At 71.3% G+C, this 21881-nt stretch carries 20 protein-coding genes; 16 read left to right on the top strand and 4 right to left on the bottom strand.

Annotated elements, in window-relative coordinates; translation table 11 throughout:
- Positions 1-55: 55 nt before the first annotated feature.
- Both ACFVH5_RS29720 and ACFVH5_RS29715 read left to right on the top strand, forming a co-directional pair.
- On the top strand, positions 56-997 hold the full coding sequence (locus ACFVH5_RS29720) for a 5-dehydro-4-deoxyglucarate dehydratase (protein WP_384812061.1): 942 nt from the start codon (positions 56-58) through the stop codon (positions 995-997).
- The gene (locus ACFVH5_RS29715) at positions 994-2163 is read left to right on the top strand and encodes a hypothetical protein (RefSeq protein WP_385836786.1); all 1170 of its coding nucleotides are present in this window, start codon (positions 994-996) and stop codon (positions 2161-2163) included. The genes ACFVH5_RS29720 and ACFVH5_RS29715 overlap by 4 nt, the downstream gene beginning before the upstream one ends.
- Positions 2164-2199: 36 nt before the next feature.
- Here ACFVH5_RS29715 and ACFVH5_RS29710 read toward each other — a convergent pair whose 3' ends face one another.
- Complete coding sequence (locus ACFVH5_RS29710; protein WP_385836785.1) at positions 2200-3465, bottom strand: MFS transporter; 1266 nt, start codon at positions 3463-3465, stop codon at positions 2200-2202.
- A gap of 90 nt (positions 3466-3555) precedes the next feature.
- Positions 3556-4527 carry an NAD(P)-dependent alcohol dehydrogenase gene (locus ACFVH5_RS29705; RefSeq protein ID WP_385836791.1) on the bottom strand — a complete coding sequence of 324 codons (972 nt, stop codon included), beginning with the start codon at positions 4525-4527 and terminating at the stop codon, positions 3556-3558.
- A gap of 247 nt (positions 4528-4774) precedes the next feature.
- On the opposite strand from ACFVH5_RS29705, the gene ACFVH5_RS29700 reads away from it, so the two are divergent.
- Positions 4775-5389, top strand: coding sequence for a TIGR03086 family metal-binding protein (locus tag ACFVH5_RS29700; protein ID WP_384812053.1), 615 nt, complete (start codon positions 4775-4777; stop codon positions 5387-5389).
- 32 nt (positions 5390-5421) lie between these two features.
- Here ACFVH5_RS29700 and ACFVH5_RS29695 read toward each other — a convergent pair whose 3' ends face one another.
- The gene (locus ACFVH5_RS29695) at positions 5422-6543 is read right to left on the bottom strand and encodes a sensor histidine kinase (protein WP_385836783.1); all 1122 of its coding nucleotides are present in this window, start codon (positions 6541-6543) and stop codon (positions 5422-5424) included.
- Positions 6536-7240 (bottom strand): response regulator transcription factor, encoded by a 705-nt coding sequence (locus ACFVH5_RS29690; protein WP_385836782.1) that lies wholly within the window; start codon positions 7238-7240, stop codon positions 6536-6538. The genes ACFVH5_RS29695 and ACFVH5_RS29690 overlap by 8 nt, the downstream gene beginning before the upstream one ends.
- Positions 7241-7327: 87 nt before the next feature.
- Between ACFVH5_RS29690 and ACFVH5_RS29685 the strand changes: the two genes are divergently transcribed.
- The 13 genes from ACFVH5_RS29685 to ACFVH5_RS29625 all read left to right on the top strand — a co-directional run bounded on the left by ACFVH5_RS29685 (position 7328) and on the right by ACFVH5_RS29625 (position 21771).
- A complete protein-coding gene (locus ACFVH5_RS29685) occupies positions 7328-8026 on the top strand; it encodes a M15 family metallopeptidase (protein WP_385836781.1) in 699 nt (232 codons plus the stop codon).
- A gap of 23 nt (positions 8027-8049) precedes the next feature.
- Positions 8050-9135: an endonuclease/exonuclease/phosphatase family protein gene (locus ACFVH5_RS29680; RefSeq protein WP_385836790.1), complete on the top strand. Its 1086-nt coding sequence runs from the start codon at positions 8050-8052 to the stop codon at positions 9133-9135.
- 175 nt (positions 9136-9310) lie between these two features.
- On the top strand, positions 9311-9967 hold the full coding sequence (locus tag ACFVH5_RS29675) for a GntR family transcriptional regulator (RefSeq protein WP_384812038.1): 657 nt from the start codon (positions 9311-9313) through the stop codon (positions 9965-9967).
- Positions 9964-10881 carry a dihydrodipicolinate synthase family protein gene (locus tag ACFVH5_RS29670; RefSeq protein WP_385836780.1) on the top strand — a complete coding sequence of 306 codons (918 nt, stop codon included), beginning with the start codon at positions 9964-9966 and terminating at the stop codon, positions 10879-10881. The genes ACFVH5_RS29675 and ACFVH5_RS29670 overlap by 4 nt, the downstream gene beginning before the upstream one ends.
- The gene (gene araD, locus ACFVH5_RS29665; RefSeq protein WP_385836779.1) at positions 10878-12641 is read left to right on the top strand and encodes an L-arabinonate dehydratase; all 1764 of its coding nucleotides are present in this window, start codon (positions 10878-10880) and stop codon (positions 12639-12641) included. The genes ACFVH5_RS29670 and araD overlap by 4 nt, the downstream gene beginning before the upstream one ends.
- 130 nt (positions 12642-12771) lie before the next feature.
- Complete coding sequence (locus ACFVH5_RS29660) at positions 12772-13710, top strand: carbohydrate ABC transporter permease (RefSeq protein ID WP_384812029.1); 939 nt, start codon at positions 12772-12774, stop codon at positions 13708-13710.
- Positions 13707-14612: a carbohydrate ABC transporter permease gene (locus tag ACFVH5_RS29655; RefSeq protein WP_385836778.1), complete on the top strand. Its 906-nt coding sequence runs from the start codon at positions 13707-13709 to the stop codon at positions 14610-14612. The genes ACFVH5_RS29660 and ACFVH5_RS29655 overlap by 4 nt, the downstream gene beginning before the upstream one ends.
- The gene (locus ACFVH5_RS29650; RefSeq protein WP_385836777.1) at positions 14609-15775 is read left to right on the top strand and encodes a Gfo/Idh/MocA family protein; all 1167 of its coding nucleotides are present in this window, start codon (positions 14609-14611) and stop codon (positions 15773-15775) included. The genes ACFVH5_RS29655 and ACFVH5_RS29650 overlap by 4 nt, the downstream gene beginning before the upstream one ends.
- Entirely contained in the window at positions 15775-16617 is an 843-nt protein-coding gene (locus ACFVH5_RS29645) for a PmoA family protein (RefSeq protein ID WP_385836776.1), read from the top strand. Before ACFVH5_RS29650 ends, ACFVH5_RS29645 begins: the two co-directional genes overlap by 1 nt.
- Positions 16614-18224, top strand: a complete 1611-nt coding sequence (locus ACFVH5_RS29640; protein ID WP_385836775.1) for a family 43 glycosylhydrolase — start codon at positions 16614-16616, stop codon at positions 18222-18224. Before ACFVH5_RS29645 ends, ACFVH5_RS29640 begins: the two co-directional genes overlap by 4 nt.
- A gap of 180 nt (positions 18225-18404) precedes the next feature.
- Positions 18405-19466 carry a polysaccharide lyase family 1 protein gene (locus ACFVH5_RS29635; RefSeq protein ID WP_385836774.1) on the top strand — a complete coding sequence of 354 codons (1062 nt, stop codon included), beginning with the start codon at positions 18405-18407 and terminating at the stop codon, positions 19464-19466.
- The gene (locus ACFVH5_RS29630) at positions 19463-20830 is read left to right on the top strand and encodes an ABC transporter substrate-binding protein (RefSeq protein ID WP_385836773.1); all 1368 of its coding nucleotides are present in this window, start codon (positions 19463-19465) and stop codon (positions 20828-20830) included. Before ACFVH5_RS29635 ends, ACFVH5_RS29630 begins: the two co-directional genes overlap by 4 nt.
- A 140-nt stretch (positions 20831-20970) precedes the next feature.
- Entirely contained in the window at positions 20971-21771 is an 801-nt protein-coding gene (locus ACFVH5_RS29625; protein WP_385836772.1) for a rhamnogalacturonan acetylesterase, read from the top strand.
- Positions 21772-21881 lie beyond the last annotated feature (110 nt).

The following is a 21881-nucleotide window of genomic DNA, read 5'->3' as shown; positions in this document are numbered from 1 at the left end:
CGCAAATCAGAAACGTGCACGGGTGGCGTGTACGTACATGCTCTAGGGAGAGCCCGTGTCGTCAGCCCCCCTCGCCGCTCGACTCAGTATCCCCAGCGGGCCGCTGTTCTTCCCCGTCACCGCGTACGACCGTGACGGAGCCATCGATCTGGACGTCTACCGCGAGCACGTCCGGCGGGGCGTGGAGGCCGGTGCCGCCGCCGTCTTCGCCTGCTGCGGCACCGGCGAGTTCCACGCGCTCACGCCCGAGGAGTTCCAGACCTGCGTCCGGGCCGCCGTCGAGGAGACCGCGGGCCGGGTGCCCGTCGTCGCGGGCGCGGGCTACGGGACCGCCCTCGCGGTGCGGTACGCGCGGCTCGCCGAGGAGGCCGGCGCCGACGGGCTGCTCGCCATGCCGCCGTACCTGGTGGTCGCCGGGCAGGAGGGGCTGCTGCGGCACTACACGGAACTGGCCGGCGCCACCTCGCTCGACATCATCGTGTACCAGCGCGACAACGCCGTGTTCACCCCGGAGACCGTGGTCGCGCTGGCCCGTACCGAAGGGGTCATCGGCTTCAAGGACGGCACCGGCGACCTCGACCTCATGCAGCGCATCGTCAGCGCCGTACGGTCCGAGGTGCCGGGCGAATTCCTGTACTTCAACGGGCTGCCGACCGCCGAACTCACCGGCCTCGCCTACCGGGGCATCGGCATCACGCTCTACTCGTCCGCCGTCTTCTGCTTCGCGCCCGAGATCGCCCTCGCCTTCCACCGCGCCATGGGCTCCGGCGACGACGCGACCGTCAACCGGCTGCTCGACGGCTTCTACCGGCCGCTCGTCGAACTGCGCGCCCAGGGCCGCGGATACGCCGTCTCGCTCGTCAAGGCCGGGGTACGGCTGCGGGGGCTCGACGTGGGCGAGGTACGGCCGCCGCTGCACGAGCCGGCCGAGGATCACCTCAAGCAGCTCGCCCAGCTGATCGAACGCGGCCACGCGCTGCTGGAGGAGGCCAAGTGAGGGCGTCGGCCTTCGTCTACCCGTGGGACGTCAACGGCGACCCCGGGGCGGCGGCACGCGTCGCCGGGCTCGGCGTACGGCAGGCGACCCTCGCGTCCGCGTACCACTCCACGCGCGCGCTGACCCCCCGCCACCCCCGCCACCGCATCGTCACCGCGCTGCACGCCGCCGTCCTCTACCCGCCGGACGCCGGACGCTGGCAGGGGCGCAGACTGCGGCCGTACGCGGCCGGGGACTGGGCGCCCGGTGACGCGTACGGGGAGGCCGCCGAGGCGCTCGCGGGCGCGGGGCTCGACGTGCACACCTGGGTGGTCCTCGCCCACAACTCCCGTATGGGCGAGGAGTTCCCGGACATCTCCGTCACCAACGCGTACGGGGATCGCTATCCGTGGGCTCCTTGCATCGCGCAGCCCGAGACCCGCGCCCATCTGACCGACCTGGCCGTGGAGGCGGCCGTACGGCCGGGAGCGGCGGGCACGGAACTGGAGTCCCTCGGCTGGTACGGGCTCCCGCATCTGCACGCCCACGACAAGACGTCCGGTGTCGCACTCGGGGACGCCGGGACGTACCTGATGTCACTGTGCTTCTGCCCGTCGTGCCGCGACGGGTATACGCAACTGGGTCTCGACGCCGATGAGTTGGCGGCCTCGGTCCGGCGCGCCCTGGAGCCCGTGTGGCGGGGGGAGACGCCCGCCGGGGGCTGGGAGGCCGTGGAGAAACTGCTGGGCGGCGAGCTCGCGACGGCCACGCGCGCGTGGCGCGACACCGCTGCCCGCTCCCTCCAGACGGACGTCGTCGGCGCGGTCCGGGCGGCGGCCCCCGAGGGCTTCCGGATCCTGCTGCACGCGGACCCGGACTCGTACCACGTGGGCGCGAACGCCGGCGTGGACCCGCGGCACATCCTGACCGTCGCCGACGGCGTGGTCGTCCCGTGCGGGGGAGGGCCGGCGCTGCTCACCCCCTTCGCGGCGCACGCCGCAGAGGGAAACGTGCTGGCGGCCAACTTCCCCGTGGTGGCGGGAATGGGCGGCAGCCCGGCAACCCTCTACGAGGACGCGACGCGCGCGGTCGACCGAGGAGCCACTGAACTACGTCTCTACCACGCGGGGTTGGCGTCGGAGGGGGATCTGACGCTGGTGACGGAGGCGCTGAGGCGACTGGGCTGACGGCAGCGCTGAAAGGCAGGGGCGGAGCCCCGCCTTTCAGGGGCGCGGGGAACTGCGCGGCCAACCGCACCCGGGCAGCACCGTGACGAGCCGCGCAACCCCCACGGCCACCAACAGCCCCTGATACGGAACGAGTTCCACCAGCCCCGCGCCGAGCGCGAGCCCCACCGCGTTCGGCGCGAACAGCACCGTGTTCGCGGTCGCCGCCGTACGGCCGAGCAGCGCGCCCGGAGTCTCCCGCTGCACCGCGGTGAGCGCCGCGACCAGGACGCACGGCAGCCCGACCCCCACCCCCACGGCCGAGGCGAGCGCCACCGCGTCGTACGGGAGCGCGCGAGCCGTCACGGCCACGGCGGTCAGCGCGATGCCGTACCGCGCGAACCGGCGTTCGCCCAGCCGCCGCAGGAGCGGCCCCGAGACCAGGCCGACCGCCACCGAACCGGCGCCCTGCGCGACGTACAGCAGCCCCACGTACGCGGGGGAGTGGCCGAGGCCCTCCGCCACCGCGTAGACCGTCGCGCCGTTGACGCCCGCGAAGAGCATCGTCGTGCCGCCGGCGAGGACGAGCGGGCGCAGGACCGGGTGACCCCACAGGTGGCGGGCGCCCTCGACGGTCCGGGCACGCCATCCGTCGGCCCCCTCCGCGAGGTGCGGCGGCCGCTCGTGGACGCGCAGGAGTGTGTAGAGGCCCGCGGCGAGGACGAAGGTGACGGCGTCCAGGAGGGCGACGCGGGCGCCGCCGTACGCCGCGTACAGGCCCGCTCCGGCGAGCGGGGCGATCAGCTTCATGCCCTCGTTGGCGGTCATCCGCAGCCCGTTGAAGTCGCCGAGGAGCCGCTTGTCGACGGCGGTGGCCACCAGCGCCGCCTCCGCCGCGTCGTGGACGACGCCCGCCGCCCCGTAGAGGAGGAGCACGGCGAACAGGATCCACAGGGTGTCCGGTGAGCCGACCGCGAAGAGCGGCAGGAGGAGCGCGGCCAGGCCCAGGTTCGTCCACACCAGCAGCGGCCGGCGGCGGGTGCGGTCGGCGAGGGCGCCCAGGGCCGGGCCGATCAGCGTGGGCGCCCACAGGGCGAAGACGCAGAGGGCGGCCAGGCCGTCCGAGCCGGTCAGGTCCTTCACCCAGATCCCGGCCACCAGCCACATCGCCGACGAGCCGAACCCGGAGACCACGACCCCGCCCAGATAGAGGCCGGCGTTGCGGTCCCGCAGGACACGGACCACCGCCCACGTCGGCCGGGCAGCCCGGGACGGCCCGGCCGCACGAGACGTCCGCGGTGCCCGCGGTGTTTGTTCCGTCATGCCTGGTCATCGTGGGGCTAAGGCCCCGGGGCGGGGATCGGGCAGGTGCCTTAGGCGGGGTACGCGGCAGGAGCGCCGGGGGGACGGGCCCTAAGGGACGGTGATGACGAGTTTGCCCCGCGGGTGGCCCTTCTCCAGATGGCGGACGGCCTCGGCGGTCTCGGCCAGGGGGTAGGTGCGGTCGACGGGCGGGACGAGTGTGCCGCTCTCGGCGAGGTCCTTGAGGGCCAGCAGGTCCTCGCGGCGGATGACGGCGACGAGATTGCGGAGGTTCTGCCCGGTGAACGGCGAGAGCAGGACGGCCCGCAGTCCGCGGCTCAGCCCGCCGAACAGCGCGGTGCCGCCCTCGCCGCCGACGATCACGAGGGTGCCGCGCGGCGCCAGGACACGGCGCAGCACGGACAGGGGACGCTGGCCCGCGTTGTCGACGATGACGTCGTAGCGGTGCGGGCCGTCGGTGATGTCCTCGGTGGTGTAGTCGATGACGTGCGCGGCGCCCTGGGCCCGTACGAAGTCCGCGCCGCCGGGGCCGCAGACACCGGTGACCTCGGCCCCGTACATCGCGGCGAGCTGGACGGCGTAACAGCCCACCCCGCCGGACGCGCCGATGACGAGGACCCGCCGGCCCTGCTTCGGGCGGGCCGGGCCGCTCAGGGCCTGGAGGGCGGTCGCGGCCGACACGGGGAGGGCGGCGGCCTGCTCGAAGGTGAGGCCGACCGGCTTGAGGGCGAGCTTGGCGGCCTTGGCACGCGCGAACTCGGCGAACGAACCCTCGCAGTTGCCGAAGACCTCGTCGCCCGGCTTGAAGTCGGTCACCTTCGCCCCGACGGCCTCGACCCGTCCGGCGCCGTCCCAGCCCCGTACCGGGTTCTTGGGTTTGCGGAGCCCGAGCACGGCGCGTGCCACCAGCGGGCGGCCCGTCATGAGGTGCCACACCTCGGGGCCGAGACCGGCGGCGCGGATCTCGACCAGCACCTCGTCGTCGCGGGGGACGGGACGCTCGATCTCCCGCAGTTCCAGCAGGTCCGCCGATCCGTAGGCATCCTGGACGATCGCCTTCATGACGTGGCTCCCCTCGTGGTCCCCGGCGCCGGGAATCCCGGTCATCCCGAGCATCCCGGCGGTTCGGGCGTCTGGCCAGATTCCTGAGCACGATCTTGGGGGCGGAAGCGATGAGTTTCCGTACGGCCGACGGTCTACCCCCTGACGACCCCGATACGAGCCCCGAGGACTCCCCGATGAGTCCCTGACGACCCCCTGATCACCTCAGGACGACCGCATGACGACCCTGTGACGAGAGGAACCCACCATGGGCGACGGCGAGAGCACCGAGACGACCCTCGACCTGGGGCCGCAGGCCCTGATCGTGGCGCGCATCGCGGACGCGGTGCGCGAGGACCAGCTGGAGGACGCGACGCCGTGTCCGGATTACGCGGTACGCCATCTGGTCGGGCATCTGACCGGCCTCGCCGCGGCCTTCCGCGACGCCGGACGCAAGGAGCTCGGGGCCACGACGGACACCGCGCCCACCGCCGGTCTGCCCGACCTGACACCCGGGTGGCGCGGCGAACTGCCCAAGCTGCTGGTCGAGTTGGCCGAGGCCTGGCGTGACCCGGCCGCGTGGACGGGTCAGACACGGGCGGGCGGGGTGGACCTCCCCGGCGAGATCGCGGGCATCGTCGCCACCGACGAACTCGTCGTGCACGGCTGGGATCTGGCCCGCGCGACCGGACAGGAGTACGTGCCCGACGAGGCGGCCCTGCGGGCGGCGTACGGGATGCTGGCCGCGTCCGTCGACGACCCGTCGCGCGGCAGCATCTTCGGCCCGGTGGTGGCCGTCCCGGAGGGCGCGCCCCTGCTGGACCGGGTGATCGGGCTGAGCGGACGGGACCCGGGGTGGCGGGCTGCCGCCGGGGAGCGCTGAGGGATCTCAGGACCCGGCCTCAGCCTCCGGTCTCAGGCTCCGGCCTCAAGCTCCGCGCCCGTGACCCCGGGCAGTTCCACCGTGACGAGCAGTCCGCCGGCGGGGCGCGGGGTGAGGGCGAGCGTTCCGTCGTGTGCGTGGGCGATGGTCCTGACGATCGCCAGGCCGAGGCCGACGCCTCCGTGATCGGTGTGGACGCGTTCGGCGCCGCGCCGGAACGGCTCGGTGAAGGTCGACGCCAGTTCCGGGGAGATCCTCTCGCCGGAGTTCTCGACCGTGAGCACCACACCGCCGGGCCGGACGGCGGTCCGCACCCACACCCTGCCGCCGTCGGGCAGATTGTGGACGATCGCGTTCTGGACGAGGTTGGTGGTCAGCTGAAGGAGGAGCGCGGGCGATCCGACGGCGGGGGTGACGTCGCCGCGGGTCTCCAGGGTGACGCCCCGCTTCTCCGCGAGGGGCAGGAGCGTTTCGGCGGCCTCCTCGGCCAGGAGCGACAGGTCGACGTCTTCGCGCGCGAACGTCCGCTGCTCGGCGCGGCCGAGCAGGAGCAGTGCCTCGGTGAGGTCGATGGCCCGGGTGTTGACGGCGTGGAGGCGTTCGACGACCTCGCCGGGGTCGTGGTCCGGGTCGGTGCGGGCCACATCGATGAGGGCTTTCGAGATCGCCAGCGGGGTGCGCAGCTCGTGCGAGGCGTTCGCCGCGAACCTCCGCTGTTCGGCGACGTGTTCTTCGAGCCGGGCCAGCATCGAGTCGAAGGCGTCGGCCAGTTCGCGGAACTCGTCCTTGCGGCCCGGCAGCCGGATGCGGTGGGAGAGCGCCCCGGCCGAGGCCAGCCGGGTGGCGCCGGTGATGCGGGTCAGCGGGGCGAGCATCCGGCCGGCCAGGATCCACCCTCCGACCAGGCCGAACACCAGCAGGAACGCCAGTACCGCGGCTGCCCTCGGGGCGAACACGCGCAGCAGGCCGGACCGGATGGGGAAGACACCGTGCGTGGTGTTGTCCTCGGCGTTGATGAGCATCGCGCGGTCGGGGACGTACCGCAGGAGGAACAGCCACACCGCGGCGAGCAGCAGAACACCGGCGAGCATGAGGAATCCGGCGTAGCTGAGGGTGAGTCTGGCGCGCACGCTCAGACCGGGGGCCCTATCCACGTCCGTCTCCCTCGTGTTCGGCATCCGCCGCCTCCGGTCGTGCCTCGATGCGGTAGCCGACGCCCGGCACGGTGATGATGATCCAGGGTTCGCCGAGTCGTTTGCGCAGGGCCGAGACGGTGATGCGCACGGCGTTGGTGAACGGGTCGGCGTTCTCGTCCCACGCGCGTTCCAGCAGCTCCTCGGCGCTGACGACACCGCCCTCGGCGGCGACCAGGACCTCCAGCACGGCGAACTGCTTCCTGGTCAGCGCGACATAGCGGCCGTCGCGGTGGACCTCGCGGCGGAACGGGTCCAGGCGCAGACCCGCGATCTCCCGCACGGGAGGCCTGCTGTGGGCGCGTCTGCGGTCGAGCGCCCGGAGCCTGAGGACGAGTTCCTGGAGGTCGAACGGTTTCGTGAGGTAGTCGTCGGCGCCCAGCTCGAACCCTCTCGCCTTGTCGTCGAGGCGGTCGGCGGCGGTCAGCATCAGGATCGGCGTACCGCTGCCCGAGGCGACGATGACCTTGGCGACCTCGTCACCGGACGGCCCGGGAATGTCGCGGTCGAGTACGGCGATGTCGTACGCGTTGACGCCCAGCAGCTCCAGCGCGGTGGCGCCGTCGCCCGCGATGTCCGCCGCGATCGCCTCCAGGCGCAGGCCGTCGCGGATGGCTTCCGCCAGATAGGGCTCGTCCTCGACGATCAGCACACGCATGTGCTTGAGGCTACGAGCCGACGCCTGTCGTCGGCGTATCGAAAACCGGATACATGCGGGCAACATCGCGCCGCCTTGACTGGCGCCATGACTCGAACCCCACCACCTGCGCGATTACCGACCCGCCGGAGCCGCCCGACCCGCCGGAGCCGCCCGACCCGCCGGAGCCGCCGGATCCGCCCGATCCGCCGGCTCCTCCTCGTCGTCGTGGCGGGCGCCCTGACCGGCGTCGTCGCCGGCGTGGCGGCGATCGCCATGGCCCTCGGCCCCCGACTGCCGATGTCCTGGTTGTCGTCGAACCCCTCGTCGAAGCTCTCGTCGGATTCCCCGCTCTCCTCGGCCGACGGTGTCGTCCCCGACGGTGTGACGGTCTTCGACGACACCCTCGACGCCGTGACGAAGCTGGATCGGGAGCTGCTCGACGCCCTGCGCCGGGCCGCGACGGCCGCCGCGGCCGACGGGGTCGAGTTCTACGTCAACAGCGGCTGGCGTTCCCCGAGGTACCAGAACCGGCTGCTGCGCGAGGCGGTCGCCGCCCACGGGTCCGCGGACGAGGCCGCCCGCTGGGTGGCCACCGCGGCGACGTCTCCGCACGTGTCGGGGGACGCCGTCGACATCGGGCACTCCGACGCGGCGAAGTGGCTGTCCGCGCACGGCGCCGACCACGGGCTGTGCCAGATCTACCGGAACGAGCCCTGGCACTTCGAACTGCGCCCCCAGGCGATCGGCCGTCGTTGCCCACCCATGTACGCCAACCCCACCCAGGACCCGAGGATGCAGCAGTGACCGACAGCGAGCGGGGACGGACGATGACGCAGGTCGACACGGCTGACGTGACCGGCACAGCGGGCACAGCGGATAGAGCAGGCACAGCAGGCGCGACGGTCGCGGCCGGTGTCCGCCGCGTGATCCGCGCCGGCCTGCGCCCGGACCCCTGGAAGCGCGGCCCGTTCCTCGCGGCCCTGGCGCTGCTGCTCGGCCTGACCCTGCTGCTGCACGCGAGCATCCCGAACCGGATCGGGAACCTCGGCAGCCTGGTGGAGACCTTCCTGCCCTGGCTGGGCCTGTTCGTCCCGGTGCTGCTCGCCGGGGCACTGTGGCGCCGCTCCGCGTCCGCCGTGGTCGCGCTGCTGCTGCCGGTCACGGTGTGGCTGAACCTCTTCGGCGGGCTGCTCGGCGACAGGTCCCACCCGGGCGGCGACCTCACCGTGGCGAGCCACAACGTCGGCGCCGGCAATCCCGATCCGGCCGGTACCGCCCGCGCCCTGGCCGCCTCCGGCGCGGACGTGCTGGCGCTGGAGGAACTGACCCCGCGGGACCGGGGCACGTACGAGAAGGGGCTGGCGAAGACGTACCCGCACCACACGGTGCGGGGCACGGTCGGGCTGTGGAGCAGGCTGCCGCTGTCGGACACCCGGCCGGTCGACATCCAGACGGACGTCGGACCGCTGGCGGACACCAAGCCGGCCGCGGACAGGATGGCCGACAACCGGGCGCTGCGCACCACGGTGGCCACGGACCACGGGCCGCTCGCGGTGTACGTGGCCCACCTCGGATCCGCCCGGGTGAACCCCAGGTCGGGTTTCTGGACGGACTCGCGCGACAGGAACGCGAAGGCCCTCGGCGAGGCCGTCGCCGCCGAGCCGAACGAGCGGATGGTGCTGCTGGGGGACCTGAACGGCACCCTGGACGACCGCGCGTTCGACGGGATCACTTCGCGGTTGCACTCGGTCCAGGACGCGGCCGGGGACGCCTTCGGCTTCACCTGGCCGGCGAGCTTCCCGGTGGCGCGGATCGACCAGATCCTGGTCCGCGGAGTGGAGCCGAGGAGCGCGCGGGTCCTGCCGTCCACGGGCAGCGACCATCTGCCGGTGGTGGCCTCGATCGACTGGTGACCCCACAGCCGCCGGACGTCCACGGCAACTTCTTTTGTCGGAAGCATTGACGAAACACAGAGGCGCTTCTAGCTTCATCGCGTCGTACTTCGTACGTCATATATGAGACGCGATACGCGAGATCAGATACGCGAGCCCTCGATCCCTGGGGGCTCCGCGCCACCGAGAGGCGAGCATGACCTCTGTGCCCACGCCGATCCCCTCCCGCACGCAGTTCGTGCAGGAAGGGATCAAACACCGCATCCTCACCGGGCAGTTGACCCCGGGGCAGGCTCTGGTCGAGACCGAGCTCGCCGCACAGTTCGGGGTGTCCAAGACCCCGGTGCGCGAGGCGCTCAAGACCCTGGCCGGTACCGGGCTGGTCGTGATGAACCAGTACAAGGGCGTCACGGTGCGCATGGTGGACGCGGACATGGCGCGCGAGGTGTACGACGTGCGGCTGCTGCTCGAACCGGAGGCCCTGCGGCGTTCCGTCCTGCGCGGCACCTCCCTCGACACGGCGCGCGAGGCGCTCGAACGCGCCGACGCCGCCACCGACACCGCCCAGCGGTCCCTCGCCAACCGCGAGTTCCACCGCTCCCTGTACGTCCGCTGCGGCAACCCGCTGCTCGGCCGGATGCTCGACGAGGTCCGGGACCAGGCCGCCCTGGTCTCCGCGGTCGCCTGGGCCGCCGACCCGTCCTGGGAGCGCGAGGCCGCCGAGCACCGGGAGATCCTGCGGCTCGCCCTCGACGGCGACTCGGACGGCGCGGCGCGCGCCCTGCACTCGCACATCGCCTCGTTCGTGCAACGGGCCTTCCCCGAGGCCCAGGGAAAGGGTGAGCAGGAATGACCGCGACCACGACCACGTTCGAGGCCCAACGGGCCGCCCTCGCCGACGTGGTGGCGATCCCCGTGACCCCCTTCGCCGAGGACGGCTCCGTCGACCAGGACGTGCACCGCGCGCTGCTGCGCCGGGCGCTCGACGGCGGTGTCCGCATCGTCACCCCGAACGGCAACACCGGCGAGTTCTACGCCCTCAGCCCCGACGAGCGGCGCCTGGTCACGGAGTTGACCGTCGACGAGGCGCGGGGCCGGGCCACCGTCCTGGTCGGGGTCGGGCACGACCTGCCGACCGCCGTCGCCTCCGCCCGCCACGCCCGGCAGCTCGGGGCCGAGATGGTGATGGTCCATCAGCCCGTGCACCCGTACGTGTCGGAGGACGGCTGGGTCGACTACCACCGGGCGATCGCGGAGGCCGTTCCCGAGCTGGGCGTGGTCCCCTACATCCGCAACCCGGTGCTCGCCGGCGCCCGGCTCGCCGAACTGGCCGACGCCTGCCCGAACGTGATCGGCGTGAAGTACGCCGTGCCGGACGCGGCCCGCTTCGCCGCGTTCGCCCGGGACGCGGGACTCGAACGCTTCGTGTGGGTGGCCGGGCTCGCGGAGCCGTACGCGCCCTCGTACTTCTCGGCGGGCGCCACGGGCTTCACCTCCGGGCTCGTGAACGTCGCCCCGGCCGTCTCGCTGAACATGATCGAGGCGCTGCGCTCCGGTGACTACGCGGGCGCGATGAAGGTCTGGGAGCAGATCCGCCGCTTCGAGGAACTGCGCGGCGCGAACGGCTCCGCCAACAACGTGACGGTCGTGAAGGAGGCCCTGGCCTCGCTCGGCCTGTGCCGCCGGGACGTCCGCCCGCCGAGCAGGCAGCTGCCCGAGTCCGAACGGGCCGAGGTCGCCGCCATCGCCGGGGGGTGGTCCATATGACCGACGTCGGCCCATCGACGCCCGAGGCAGGTGAAACCCCGTCTCCGGAGCGGCAGTTGCGCAGCCACCAGTGGTACGGCACCGAGGGTCTGCGCTCCTTCAGCCACCGAGCCCGCACCCGTCAGCTCGGCTACCTCCCCGAGGAGCACCTCGGCAAGCCGGTCATCGCGATCCTCAACACCTGGTCCGACATCAACCCCTGCCATGTCCATCTGCGCGACCGTGCCCAGGCGGTCAAGCGGGGTGTGTGGCAGGCCGGCGGCTTCCCCCTCGAATTCCCGGTGTCGACGCTGAGCGAGACCTTCCAGAAGCCGACCCCGATGCTCTACCGCAACATGCTCGCGATGGAGACCGAGGAGCTGCTGAGGTCGTACCCGGTGGACGGGGCCGTCCTGATGGGCGGCTGCGACAAGTCCACGCCCGCCCTGCTGATGGGGGCCGCGTCCGTCGACCTGCCGACCGTGTTCGTGCCCGCCGGGCCCATGCTGCCGGGCCACTGGCGCAACGAGATCCTCGGCTCGGGCACCGACATGTGGAAGTACTGGGACGACAAGCGCGCAGGGCTCATCGGCGACTGCGAGATGACCGAACTGGAGAGCGGTCTGGCGCGCTCGCCGGGCCACTGCATGACCATGGGGACGGCGTCCACGCTCACCGCGGCGGCCGAGGCGCTCGGGGTCACCGTGCCCGGTGCCTCCAGCATCCCCGCGGTCGACTCGGGGCACGACCGGATGGCCGCCGCCTCGGGTCTCAGGATCGTCGAACTGGTCCGCAAGGACCGGAAGTTGTCGGACATCCTCACCCAGGAGGCCTTCGAGGACGCGGTGACGACCGTCCTCGGACTCGGCGGCTCCACCAACGCCGTGATCCACCTCATCGCCATGGCGGGACGCGCCGGAGCCCGGCTCACCCTCGACGACTTCGACCGCGTCGCCCGTACGGTGCCGGTCCTCGCGAACGTACGGCCCGGCGGTCGGAGGTACCTCATGGAGGACTTCCACTTCGCCGGCGGACTGCCCGGGTTCCTCTCGCGGATCACCGATCTGCTGCACCTGGACCGGCCGACCGTCTCGCACGACACCCTGCGCGAACAGCTCGCCCCGGCGCAGGTGCACAACGACGAGGTCATCCGCACCCGCGAGAACCCCGTCGCCGCCGAGGGGGGCGTCGCCGTCCTGCGCGGCAACCTCTGCCCCGACGGCGCGGTCATCAAGCACATCTCCGCCGAGCCGCACCTGCTCAAGCACACCGGCCCCGCGGTCGTCTTCGACGACTACCGGACCATGCAACGCACCATCAACGACCCGGAGTTGGGCATCACCGCCGACACCGTACTGGTGCTGCGCAACGCCGGCCCCAAGGGCGGTCCGGGCATGCCCGAGTACGGGATGCTGCCCATCCCCGACCATCTGCTGAAGCAGGGGGTACGGGACATGGTGCGGATCTCCGACGCCCGGATGAGCGGGACGAGTTACGGCGCCTGTGTGCTGCACGTGGCACCGGAGTCGTACGTCGGCGGGCCGCTCGCCCTGGTCCGCACCGGCGACAGCATCACGCTCGACGTCGACGCGCGTTCCCTTCAACTCAACGTTGATGAAGAGGAGTTGGAGCGGCGGCGGGCGCAGTGGACCGCGCCGCCCGAGCGCTTCGAGCGTGGCTACGGCGCGCTCTACAACGACCAGATCACCCAGGCCGACACCGGCTGCGACTTCGCCTTCCTGGCCCGGCCGGGCAAGGTGCCGGACCCGTACGCGGGCTGATCCGTACCACCCGGGACCGCTTCGCCCCTCGCGGTCCGGCTTCCGCACACCGTACGTGAAAGCGCTTGCCATCAAGATCGCGCGCCCGTACCACCGGCTCGACCCGCACACCCGAGAACGGAGAACAGTCATGGCACAAGCCGCAGCCGTGGCGAAGCAGCCCGCGCCACCGAGGCGGCGCCGTGGCTCGGCGACGCCCCGCAGGCTCCCGTATCTGCTGATCGCCCCGGCGGGACTGCTGATGCTGGGCTTCATCGCCTACCCGGTGCTCAGCGTCTTCTACTACAGCCTGCAGAACTACAACCCCACCAAGCCCTGGCGCAACGGCTACGCGGGCTTCGACAATTTCACCCGCATCTTCACCGAGGACCCGCAGTTCTGGGACACGCTGGTCTTCAGCGGCAAGTGGGTCGTCGTCGAGGTCGGGCTCCAGCTGATGTTCGGCCTGGCCCTCGCACTGATCGTCAACCAGACCTTCGTGGGCCGCTCGCTCGGCCGCGCCATGGTCTTCTCGCCCTGGGCCGTCTCCGGTGTGCTCACCTCCGCGATCTGGGTCCTGCTCTACAACTCCCAGACGGGCATCACCCGTTACCTCGCGGACATGGGCATCGGGGAGTACGGCACGAGCTGGCTCTCCGACACCTCCACGGTCTTCCCCGCGGCGGTGGTCGCGGACCTGTGGCGAGGTGTCCCCTTCTTCGCCATCCTCATCCTCGCCGACCTCCAGTCCGTGTCGAAGGACCTCTACGAGGCCGCCGAGGTCGACGGCGCCAGCCGCTTCCGGCAGTTCCTGCACATCACCCTGCCGCACCTCAAGGACGCGATCATCCTCTCCACGTTGCTGCGCGCGGTGTGGGAGTTCAACAACGTCGACCTGCTCTACACCCTCACCGGCGGCGGACCCGCGGGGGAGACGACGACACTCCCGCTCTACATCGCCAACACCAGCGTCGACGCACACAACTTCGGCTACGCCTCGGCCCTGACCACCGTCGCGTTCGTGATTCTCCTCTTCTGCTCGATGGTCTATCTGCGGCTGAGCAAGTTCGGAGTGGGTGGGGACAAGTGATCACCAAGGACATCGACACCATCACTCCGGCCGAGCGGTCCGTGCCGGTGGCCGACGAACCGCCGCAGCGCCCGCACAAGGGCAGGCGCGCCTGGGACGAGGCCCCGCGCTGGCAGATCTACCTCCCGCTCGGCATCTACCTCGTCTTCACGCTCGTCCCCTTCTACTGGATCCTCCTCTTCGCCCTGAGGCCGACCGGCTCCACCTCGCTCGTGCCCTGGCCGATGACGTTCGAGCACTTCGACAAGGTGTGGAACGACCGCAGCTTCGGCACGTACTTCGAGAACAGCGTGTACGTCGGTCTCGCCACGCTCTTCATGACGACGCTCGTCGCCCTGGCCGGCGGCTACGCCCTGGCCCGCTTCGACTTCAGGATCAAGCGTGCCTTCATGCTGGCGCTGCTCTGCTCTCAGTTCGTGCCGGGCGCGCTGCTCCTGGTGCCGCTGTTCCAGATCTTCGCCGAACTCCAGATGATCAACTCGCTGGGCAGTGTCATCATCGCCGAGACCGTCTTCCAGCTGCCGCTGTCGATGATCCTGATCAGCGGGTTCATCCGGAACGTGCCCTACACCCTCGAAGAGGCCGCCTGGGTCGACGGCTGCAACCGCTTCACCGGCTTCCGGGTCGTCGTCCTGCCGCTGCTGCGGCCCGGACTGATCGCGGTCGGCTCCTTCGCCTTCGTGCACTCCTGGAACCACTTCCTGTTCGCCCTGATGTTCCTCAGCAACCAGGAGAAGCAGACGATCCCCGTCGGCCTCAACAGCCTGATGAGCGCCGACAGCGTCGACCTCGGCGCACTCGCCGCGGGCGGCATCGTCGCCGCCGTACCCGTCGTGATCGTCTTCGCCTTCATCCAGAAGTGGCTGATCACGGGCTTCAGCGCCGGGGCGGTGAAGGGATGAGCGACCACGGGGGACCCCTTCCCGTCGTTCTCGCTGGCGCCCGCGGACACGGCCGCTGGCACCTGGAGAACATCCGGCGCCTCCAGGACAAGGGCCTGGTGCGGCTCGCCGGGATCTGCGAGCTGACTCCGCTCACCCCGGAGGAACTGGCCGGCTTCGCCACGGCCAATGAACTCCCCGAGCAGTCAGCCGACTTCGGGGCCCTGCTCGACTCCACGGGCGCGGCCGTCGCCGTGATCTGCACACCGATCCCCACCCACACCGACCTGGCGCTGACGGCCGCCGCCCGGGGCGTGCACCTGCTGCTGGAGAAGCCGCCCGCCCCGTCGTACGCCGAGTTCCGCCGGATGGCCGACGGGGTCGCGGCGGCCGGGGTGGTGTGCCAGATCGGCTTCCAGTCGATGGGCTCGCACGCCGTGCCCGCGATCCGGGAACTGATCGCGAAGGGCACCGTCGGCCGTGTCGACGGCATCGGCGGGGCCGGGGCCTGGGGCCGCGCCGAGGAGTACTACCGCCGCGCGCCCTGGGCCGGACACCGCAGGCTGAACGGCGCCGACGTCGTCGACGGTGTCCTGACGAACCCCCTCGCCCACGCCGTGGCCACCGCCCTCGCCCTCGACGGCGCCACCCGCGCCGAGGACGTCGCCGGCATCGAGACCGAACTGCTGCGGGCCAACGACATCGAGTCCGACGACACCTCCTGCGTCCGCGTCACCACCACGGGCGGCAGCCGGATCACCGTCGCCGCGACCCTGTGCGCCGAACACCCCGACGAGCCCTACGTCGTCGTGCACGGCAGCAGCGGCCGCATCACCTTCTGGTACAAGCAGGACCGCGTCCTCGTCCAGCGCTCGGGGCACGGCCCGCAGGAACTCACGTACGGCAGGACCGATCTGCTGGAGAACCTGGTCGAACATCTCGAAGGCCGGGCCGCGCTGCTGGTCACCCCCGACGAGACGGGCGCCTTCATGAAGGTCGTCGAGGCGATCCGGCGGGCGCCGGACCCGGTCGCGCTGCCCGGCGACGCCTGGTACCTCGACGCCGACGAGAACCGTCGGGTCGTGCCCGGGGTCGACGGACTCGTCGCCGCTGCCGCCGACACCCTCGCCCTCTACTCCGAACTGGGCGCGTCGTGGGCACTGTCGAAAGAGGTGAGCACCTGATGAACAACGAGTCGCTGGTCCTGCGCGTCGCGGGCCGCCCCGTCGGCCGCTACACCGCCCGGCCCGAACTGGCGCCGACGCTGTCACCGCGTCCGTACCTCCACCCCGTCACCACCCTGGCCGGCACGGCTGTCACCGAACTCAGCCCCGCCGACCACCTCCATCACCTCGGCGTCGGTGTAGCCGTTCCCGACGTCGAGGGTCACAACTTCTGGGGCGGGCGCACCTTCGTACGCGGCCAGGGGCCGACCGAGCTGGACAACCACGGCGCCCAGCGGCACACGGCGTTCCAGCTGTGCGACCCGGACGGCTTCGTGGAGGAGCTGCGCTGGGTCGCCGCGGGAACCGAGCTGCTGCGGGAGCGGCGTACCGTCGCCGCGACCGAACTCACCGACACCGCCTGGGCGCTGGACTTCACCTTCTCGCTCACCAACACCACCTCCGCACCCCTGTCGATCGGCAGCCCGGCGACCAACGGCCGCCCCGGCGCGGCCTACGGCGGCTTCTTCTGGCGGGCCCGCAAGGAGGCCGAGCCGCCCGCCGTGTTCACGGCGGACACCGAGGGGGAGGACGCGGCGCACGGCACCCGCGCCGGCTGGGTGGCGCTCGCGGGGGACGGCTGGACGCTGGTGTTCGCCGGGGCCACCGACCGCACCCGCCGCGACCCGTGGTTCGTGCGCAGCACCGAGTACCCGGGCGTCGGCTCGTCCCTGGCCCACGAGGAGCGGCTGCCGGTCCCGGCCGGGGAGACCGTCGTACGCCGGGTCGTCACCGTGGTCGCCGACGGCCGGCTCGACCGGGCCGACGCGGCGGCGCTCGTCCGAAAGGCAGTGAGTCCATGACCGGCCAGGAGAAGCCCGCCTTCACCGCCGACCTCGGCGACGGCACGTACCGCAATCCGGTCCTGAACGCCGACTGGTCCGACCCCGACCTTCTGCGCGTCGGCGACGACTACTACCTGACCGCGTCCAGCTTCGGCCGGGCCCCGGGTCTGCCGCTGCTGCACTCCCGCGACCTGGTCAACTGGACGCTGATCGGCCACGCGCTCCAACGCCTGGAGCCCGCACGGGAGTTCAAGAAGCCCCGGCACGACTGCGGGGTCTGGGCCCCGGCGTTACGGCATCACGACGACCGCTTCTGGATCTTCTGGGGCGACCCCGACCACGGTGTCTTCCAGGTCAACGCGCCCGAGATACGCGGCCCTTGGACCCGCCCCCACCTCATCAAGGCGGGCAAGGGACTCATCGACGCGTGCCCCCTGTGGGACGAGGACAGCGGCGAGGCGTACCTCGTGCACGGCTGGGCCAGATCCCGCTCCGGCATCAAGAACCGGCTCACCGGACACCGGATGCGGCCCGACGGCACCGGCCTGCTCGACGAGGGCAAGCTGATCGTGGACGGCGACCGCATCCCCGGCTGGTTCACCCTCGAAGGGCCGAAGCTGTACCGGCACGACGGCTGGTTCTGGATCTTCGCCCCCGCGGGCGGGGTCGAGACCGGCTGGCAGGGCGCCTTCCGCTCACGCGGCTTCTTCGGCCCGTACGAGGAGAGGGTCGTCCTGGAGCAGGGCGACACCGACGTCAACGGCCCCCACCAGGGCGGCTGGGTGACCACCCCGTCCGGCGAGCACTGGTTCGCCCACTTCCAGCACAAGGGCGCGTACGGGAGGGTCGTGCACCTCCAGCCGATGCGCTGGGGCCGGGACGGCTGGCCGGTCATCGGCGACGAGGGCACCCCCGTGACCGTGCACCGCAAGCCCGACCTGCCGCCGCAGCCGCTCTCCGCGCCCGCCACCGACGACGACTTCCCCGGCGGGCGGTTCGGCCGGCAGTGGCAGTGGACCGCCAACCCGCAGGACGGCTGGGCGACCCAGCACTCCGGCGACGGGCTGCGGCTGAGCTGTGTGCGCTCGGCGGACGCGGACGATCCGCGCAAGCTGGCGAACGTGCTCACCCAGCGGCTGCCCGGCACCCCGTGCACCGTCGAGGTCGAGCTGCGGCTCGACGCCGAGGAGCCCGGCGCACGGGGCGGACTGACCGTACTGGGCGACGCGTTCAGCTGGATCGGGCTCGAACGGGGGGCCGACGGGACGGTCCACCTCGTGCACCGGTTCGGCGACCCGGTCGCCGAGCGCGAGCGCGACGCCGCGCATCCGCGGATGGCACCCGAGGGACGGGCCCGGCTGCGGATCGAGGCGGGAGCGGGGGCGCGCTGCCGCTTCTCGTACGACCTCGGCGGCGGCTGGGAGTCCTCGGGACAGGTCTTCGCCGCCGCGCCCTGGCGCTGGGTCGGCGCCCTGCTCGGCCTCTTCGGGGTCGCGCCGTCCGGCGGGGGACACGCCGGGGCGGCCACGTTCACGCGGTTCCGCGTCACCGCCCGCGAGACCGGTGGTGGCACTGCCCGTGAGACCGGTGGCGGCACCGGCCGTACCACCGCGTCACCTGTCTGACCGCACCACGTCATCACCGTTGTAAGCCTGTGGGGAGCCGCAATGACGCACTTCCGGAGCAAGCGCTTGCCGAGACCGGGGCCCAGGTCGGGACCGAGGTCGGGGCCCGGGTCGGTACCGAGGCCGGGTGCCGGGTCGGGACCCGGCGCGGGACGGGTCCTGGTCACGGTCGCCGCGCTGGTGGCGGCGCTGGGGCCGGGGGCCCTGACCCCGGCCGAGGCGGCCTCCGAGACGATCTCCGAGGGAACTTCCGAGGCGGTGTCCGAGGGGTACCCGGCGGGGTCCGCCGACACCGCGCACGGCTTCGCCTCGCTCGAAGGCGGTACGACGGGAGGCGCCGGCGGCGAGGTCGTCACCGTGACCACCCAGGCCGACCTGGAGCGCTACGCGGCGGCCGAGGAGCCGTACGTCATCCGGGTGGCCGGGGCGATCACGGCGGAGCCGTTCGGCGCGAACATCGCCGTGGCCCCGGACAAGACGATCATCGGCGTCGGCACGACGGGAGAACTCGTCCAGGGCGAACTGCACCTGGCCCCCGGCACCCACAACGTGATCATCCGCAACCTCACGATCCGCGACTCGTACGTCGAGGGCGACTGGGACTGCAAGGACACCGACTTCGACGGCATCCAGATGGACACCGTCCACCACGTCTGGATCGACCACAACCGCTTCTCGCGGATCTGCGACGGACAGCTCGACATCCGCAAGGACAGCGAGTACGTCACCGTCTCCTCCAACCGCTTCGAGGACAACAACAAGACCTTCGGCATCGGCTGGACGCCGAACGTGAAGACGCAGATCACCATCGACCACAACTGGTTCCGCGGCACGAAGCAGCGCAACCCGTCCGCCGACAACTGCGCCTACGCCCACCTCTACAACAACTACATGACCGCGCAGGCGGACCCCGGCGACCCGGTGTGGACGTACGGCAACTGGTCCCGCGGCGCCACCAGGATGGTCATCGAGAACAGCTACTACGACGGCGTCCAGCACCCCTACCAGGCGGATGCCACCGCCGAGTTGGTGCAGCGCGGATCGATCCTCAGGAACACCACCGGGCGGCACGACGCGTGGGGCGCGGCCTTCGAGCCGCGGGACTTCTACGCCTACCGGCTCGACCCCGCGGCGGCCGTACCCGCGCTCGTGTCCCGATTCTCCGGGCCGCAGCAGCGGCTCGGTCACCACTTCACAGCGACACAACCCTCGTTGGATCCAGAAGAAGAGAGCCGATCATGAAGAGCAGCATTCGCAGCAGCAGAGGAGCGCGCCGCTCCGCAGCCGCCGTCGCCGTGAGCGCCGTCCTCGCGCTGACCGCCACCGCCTGCGGTGACGACGGCAGCGGTTCGTCGGGCGACAAGGGCGCCGAGGGCAGTGGCAAGGGCGAGATCACCTTCTGGGACAACAACGGCGGTGTCCGCACCGACATCTGGAAGGAGATCATCGCCGACTTCGAGAAGGCGAACCCGGACATCGACGTCAAGTACGTCCCGATCGCCGCCACCGAGTACCAGTCGAAGGTCGACACCTCCATCCAGGCCAAGGGGCTGCCGGACGTCGGCGGTGTCGGCGCGGCGATGCTCGCGGGCTTCGCCGCGCAGAACGCGCTGGAGCCGCTGGACGACCGCCTCGGCAAGTCCTCCCTGAACGGCAAGCTCAACGAGGACATGGTCAAGTCGCTGAAGGCCGCGGGGGGCGGCGGCGCCGACGACAGCACGCTGTACTCGGTCCCGACCTCCGCCAACAACGGCGTCCTCTACTACCGCACCGACCTGTTCACGTCGGCCGGCCTGGACGCGCCGACCACCTGGGACAAGTTCTACGACTCCGCCGACAAGCTCACCGACAAGGACAAGAACGCCTTCGGTTACACCATCCGCGGTGGCGCCGGTTCCATCGCCCAGGCGCTGGACGCGATGTACGGGCAGTCCGGCATCACCTCGTTCTGGGACACCGGCAACGAGAAGACCACGGTCAACGACCCGAAGAACGTGGCGGCCCTGGAGAAGTACACGGGCCTCTTCAAGAAGGTCACCCCCGCCGCCGACCTCAACAACGACTTCACCAAGATGGTCGCGCAGTGGGACTCCGGCACGATCGGCATGCTCAACCACAACCTGGGCTCCTACCAGGACCACGTGAAGGCGCTGGGCGCCGACAAGTTCCGCGGTATTCCGCAGCCGATCGGGCCCGGCGGAAAGCGTGTCCAGGTCTCCAACCCCGTGGACGGCCTCGGCATCTTCAAGACCTCCAAGAACAAGGACGCGGCCTGGAAGTTCATCGAGTTCGCCACGGAGAAGGCGCAGAACTCCAAGTTCAACGAGTCCGCGGGGCAGGTGCCGTCGAACAACGACGCCGCGAAGGACGCGTGGGTCTCCGAGGCCGAGCCGACGAAGCTGGCGGCCGAGGCGTTGACCGACGGTTCCACGACCATCGTTCAGCTGCCGTACTACCTGCCCGACTGGAACACCATCTCGAAGACCGACAACGAGCCGGCCTTCCAGAAGGTGCTGAACGGGTCGCTGAGTGAGAAGGAGTTCCTGGACACGTTGGCCGATCAGCTCAACACGGCTCAGACGGAGTGGAACGAGCAGAAGGGCTAACCCTGGCCGGGGTTGGCTTGCTGGTCGGGGTTGTGGGGTGACTGCGGGGCCGTCGTGGTTGGTCGCGCAGTTCCCCGCGCCCCCAAAGACAGAAGACTGCGCTGTTCCCCGCGCCCCCAAGAGATGAAAGGCATCCTGACGTGAGTCTCAGTCGTAGACAGGTCGCCGGCGCCGCGCTCGCCGCCGTACCGCTCGCCGTTGCCGGGACCGGGCCCGCCGTCGCCGCCTCGCGGGGGCGGCCCCGTGGGCGCACACTCTTCATCGCCGGTGACTCCACCGCCGCCCAGAAGTACGCCGATGCCGCGCCCGAGACCGGGTGGGGGATGGCTCTGCCGTTCTTTCTGCGGGAGGGGGTCGCCGTCGCCAATCACGCGGTGAATGGGCGGAGTTCGAAGAGCTTCATCGATGAAGGGCGTCTTGACGTCGTTCTTGCCGCTGTTCGGCCCGGTGATCTTCTGCTCGTGCAGTTCGGGCACAACGACTCCAAGGTCGCCGACCCCACGCGGTACACCGAGCCGTGGACGACGTATCAGGACTATCTCCGGCAGTACGTCGACGGGGCGCGGGCGCGGGGAGTGCGGCCCGTGCTCGCCACATCCGTGGAGCGGCGGAAGTTCGACGCCGACGGGAATGCCGTGGCGACCCACGGCGCCTATCCGGCGGCCGTGCGGGCCCTCGCCTCGGAGGAGGGGGTGGCCCTGCTCGACATCCAGGCGCTGTCGATCGCCCTCTGGCAGGAGTTGGGGGTCGAGGAGACGAAGAAGTACTTCAACTGGACCGATGTCGAGCAGGACAACACGCATTTCAATCCGCCCGGGGCGATTGCCGTGGCCCGGATGGTCGCGGGGGAGTTGGTGCGGCGAAGGGTGCTTTTGCCGCGGGATGTTCGGCGGCTCGGTGAGGTGATTCCTGAATCGTGGATCACCTGGCCCGCGGCCTGATCCGTCGGCTGGATCGTTCGTATGTGCCGGTCCGTCGTGGCTGGTCGCGCCGTTCCCCGCGCCCCTCAAGGCAAAAGCAAAAGACTGCGCCGTTCCCCGCGCCCCTGGGT

Origin of the sequence: Streptomyces sp. NPDC127119, assembly GCF_042677425.1 — a bacterium.
Classification (GTDB): domain Bacteria; phylum Actinomycetota; class Actinomycetes; order Streptomycetales; family Streptomycetaceae; genus Streptomyces.
The sequence above is the reverse complement of the archived record's forward strand: the minus strand, read 5'-3'. Positions and strand labels throughout refer to the sequence as shown.

Bases quoted from the DNA above. Each gene is read 5' to 3' on its own strand.
- ACFVH5_RS29670 (WP_385836780.1), top strand. From the start codon at position 9,964: ATGACCGCGACCACGACCACGTTCGAGGCCCAACGGGCCGCCCTCGCC.
- ACFVH5_RS29650 (WP_385836777.1), top strand. From the start codon at position 14,609: ATGAGCGACCACGGGGGACCCCTTCCCGTCGTTCTCGCTGGCGCCCGC.
- ACFVH5_RS29700 (WP_384812053.1), top strand. From the start codon at position 4,775: ATGGGCGACGGCGAGAGCACCGAGACGACCCTCGACCTGGGGCCGCAG.
- ACFVH5_RS29710 (WP_385836785.1), bottom strand. From the start codon at position 3,465: ATGACGGAACAAACACCGCGGGCACCGCGGACGTCTCGTGCGGCCGGG.
- ACFVH5_RS29680 (WP_385836790.1), top strand. From the start codon at position 8,050: ATGACGCAGGTCGACACGGCTGACGTGACCGGCACAGCGGGCACAGCG.
- ACFVH5_RS29645 (WP_385836776.1), top strand. From the start codon at position 15,775: ATGAACAACGAGTCGCTGGTCCTGCGCGTCGCGGGCCGCCCCGTCGGC.
- ACFVH5_RS29690 (WP_385836782.1), bottom strand. From the start codon at position 7,240: ATGCGTGTGCTGATCGTCGAGGACGAGCCCTATCTGGCGGAAGCCATC.
- ACFVH5_RS29705 (WP_385836791.1), bottom strand. From the start codon at position 4,527: ATGAAGGCGATCGTCCAGGATGCCTACGGATCGGCGGACCTGCTGGAA.
- ACFVH5_RS29640 (WP_385836775.1), top strand. From the start codon at position 16,614: ATGACCGGCCAGGAGAAGCCCGCCTTCACCGCCGACCTCGGCGACGGC.
- araD (WP_385836779.1), top strand. From the start codon at position 10,878: ATGACCGACGTCGGCCCATCGACGCCCGAGGCAGGTGAAACCCCGTCT.
- ACFVH5_RS29630 (WP_385836773.1), top strand. From the start codon at position 19,463: ATGAAGAGCAGCATTCGCAGCAGCAGAGGAGCGCGCCGCTCCGCAGCC.
- ACFVH5_RS29675 (WP_384812038.1), top strand. From the start codon at position 9,311: ATGACCTCTGTGCCCACGCCGATCCCCTCCCGCACGCAGTTCGTGCAG.
- ACFVH5_RS29660 (WP_384812029.1), top strand. From the start codon at position 12,772: ATGGCACAAGCCGCAGCCGTGGCGAAGCAGCCCGCGCCACCGAGGCGG.
- ACFVH5_RS29685 (WP_385836781.1), top strand. From the start codon at position 7,328: ATGACTCGAACCCCACCACCTGCGCGATTACCGACCCGCCGGAGCCGC.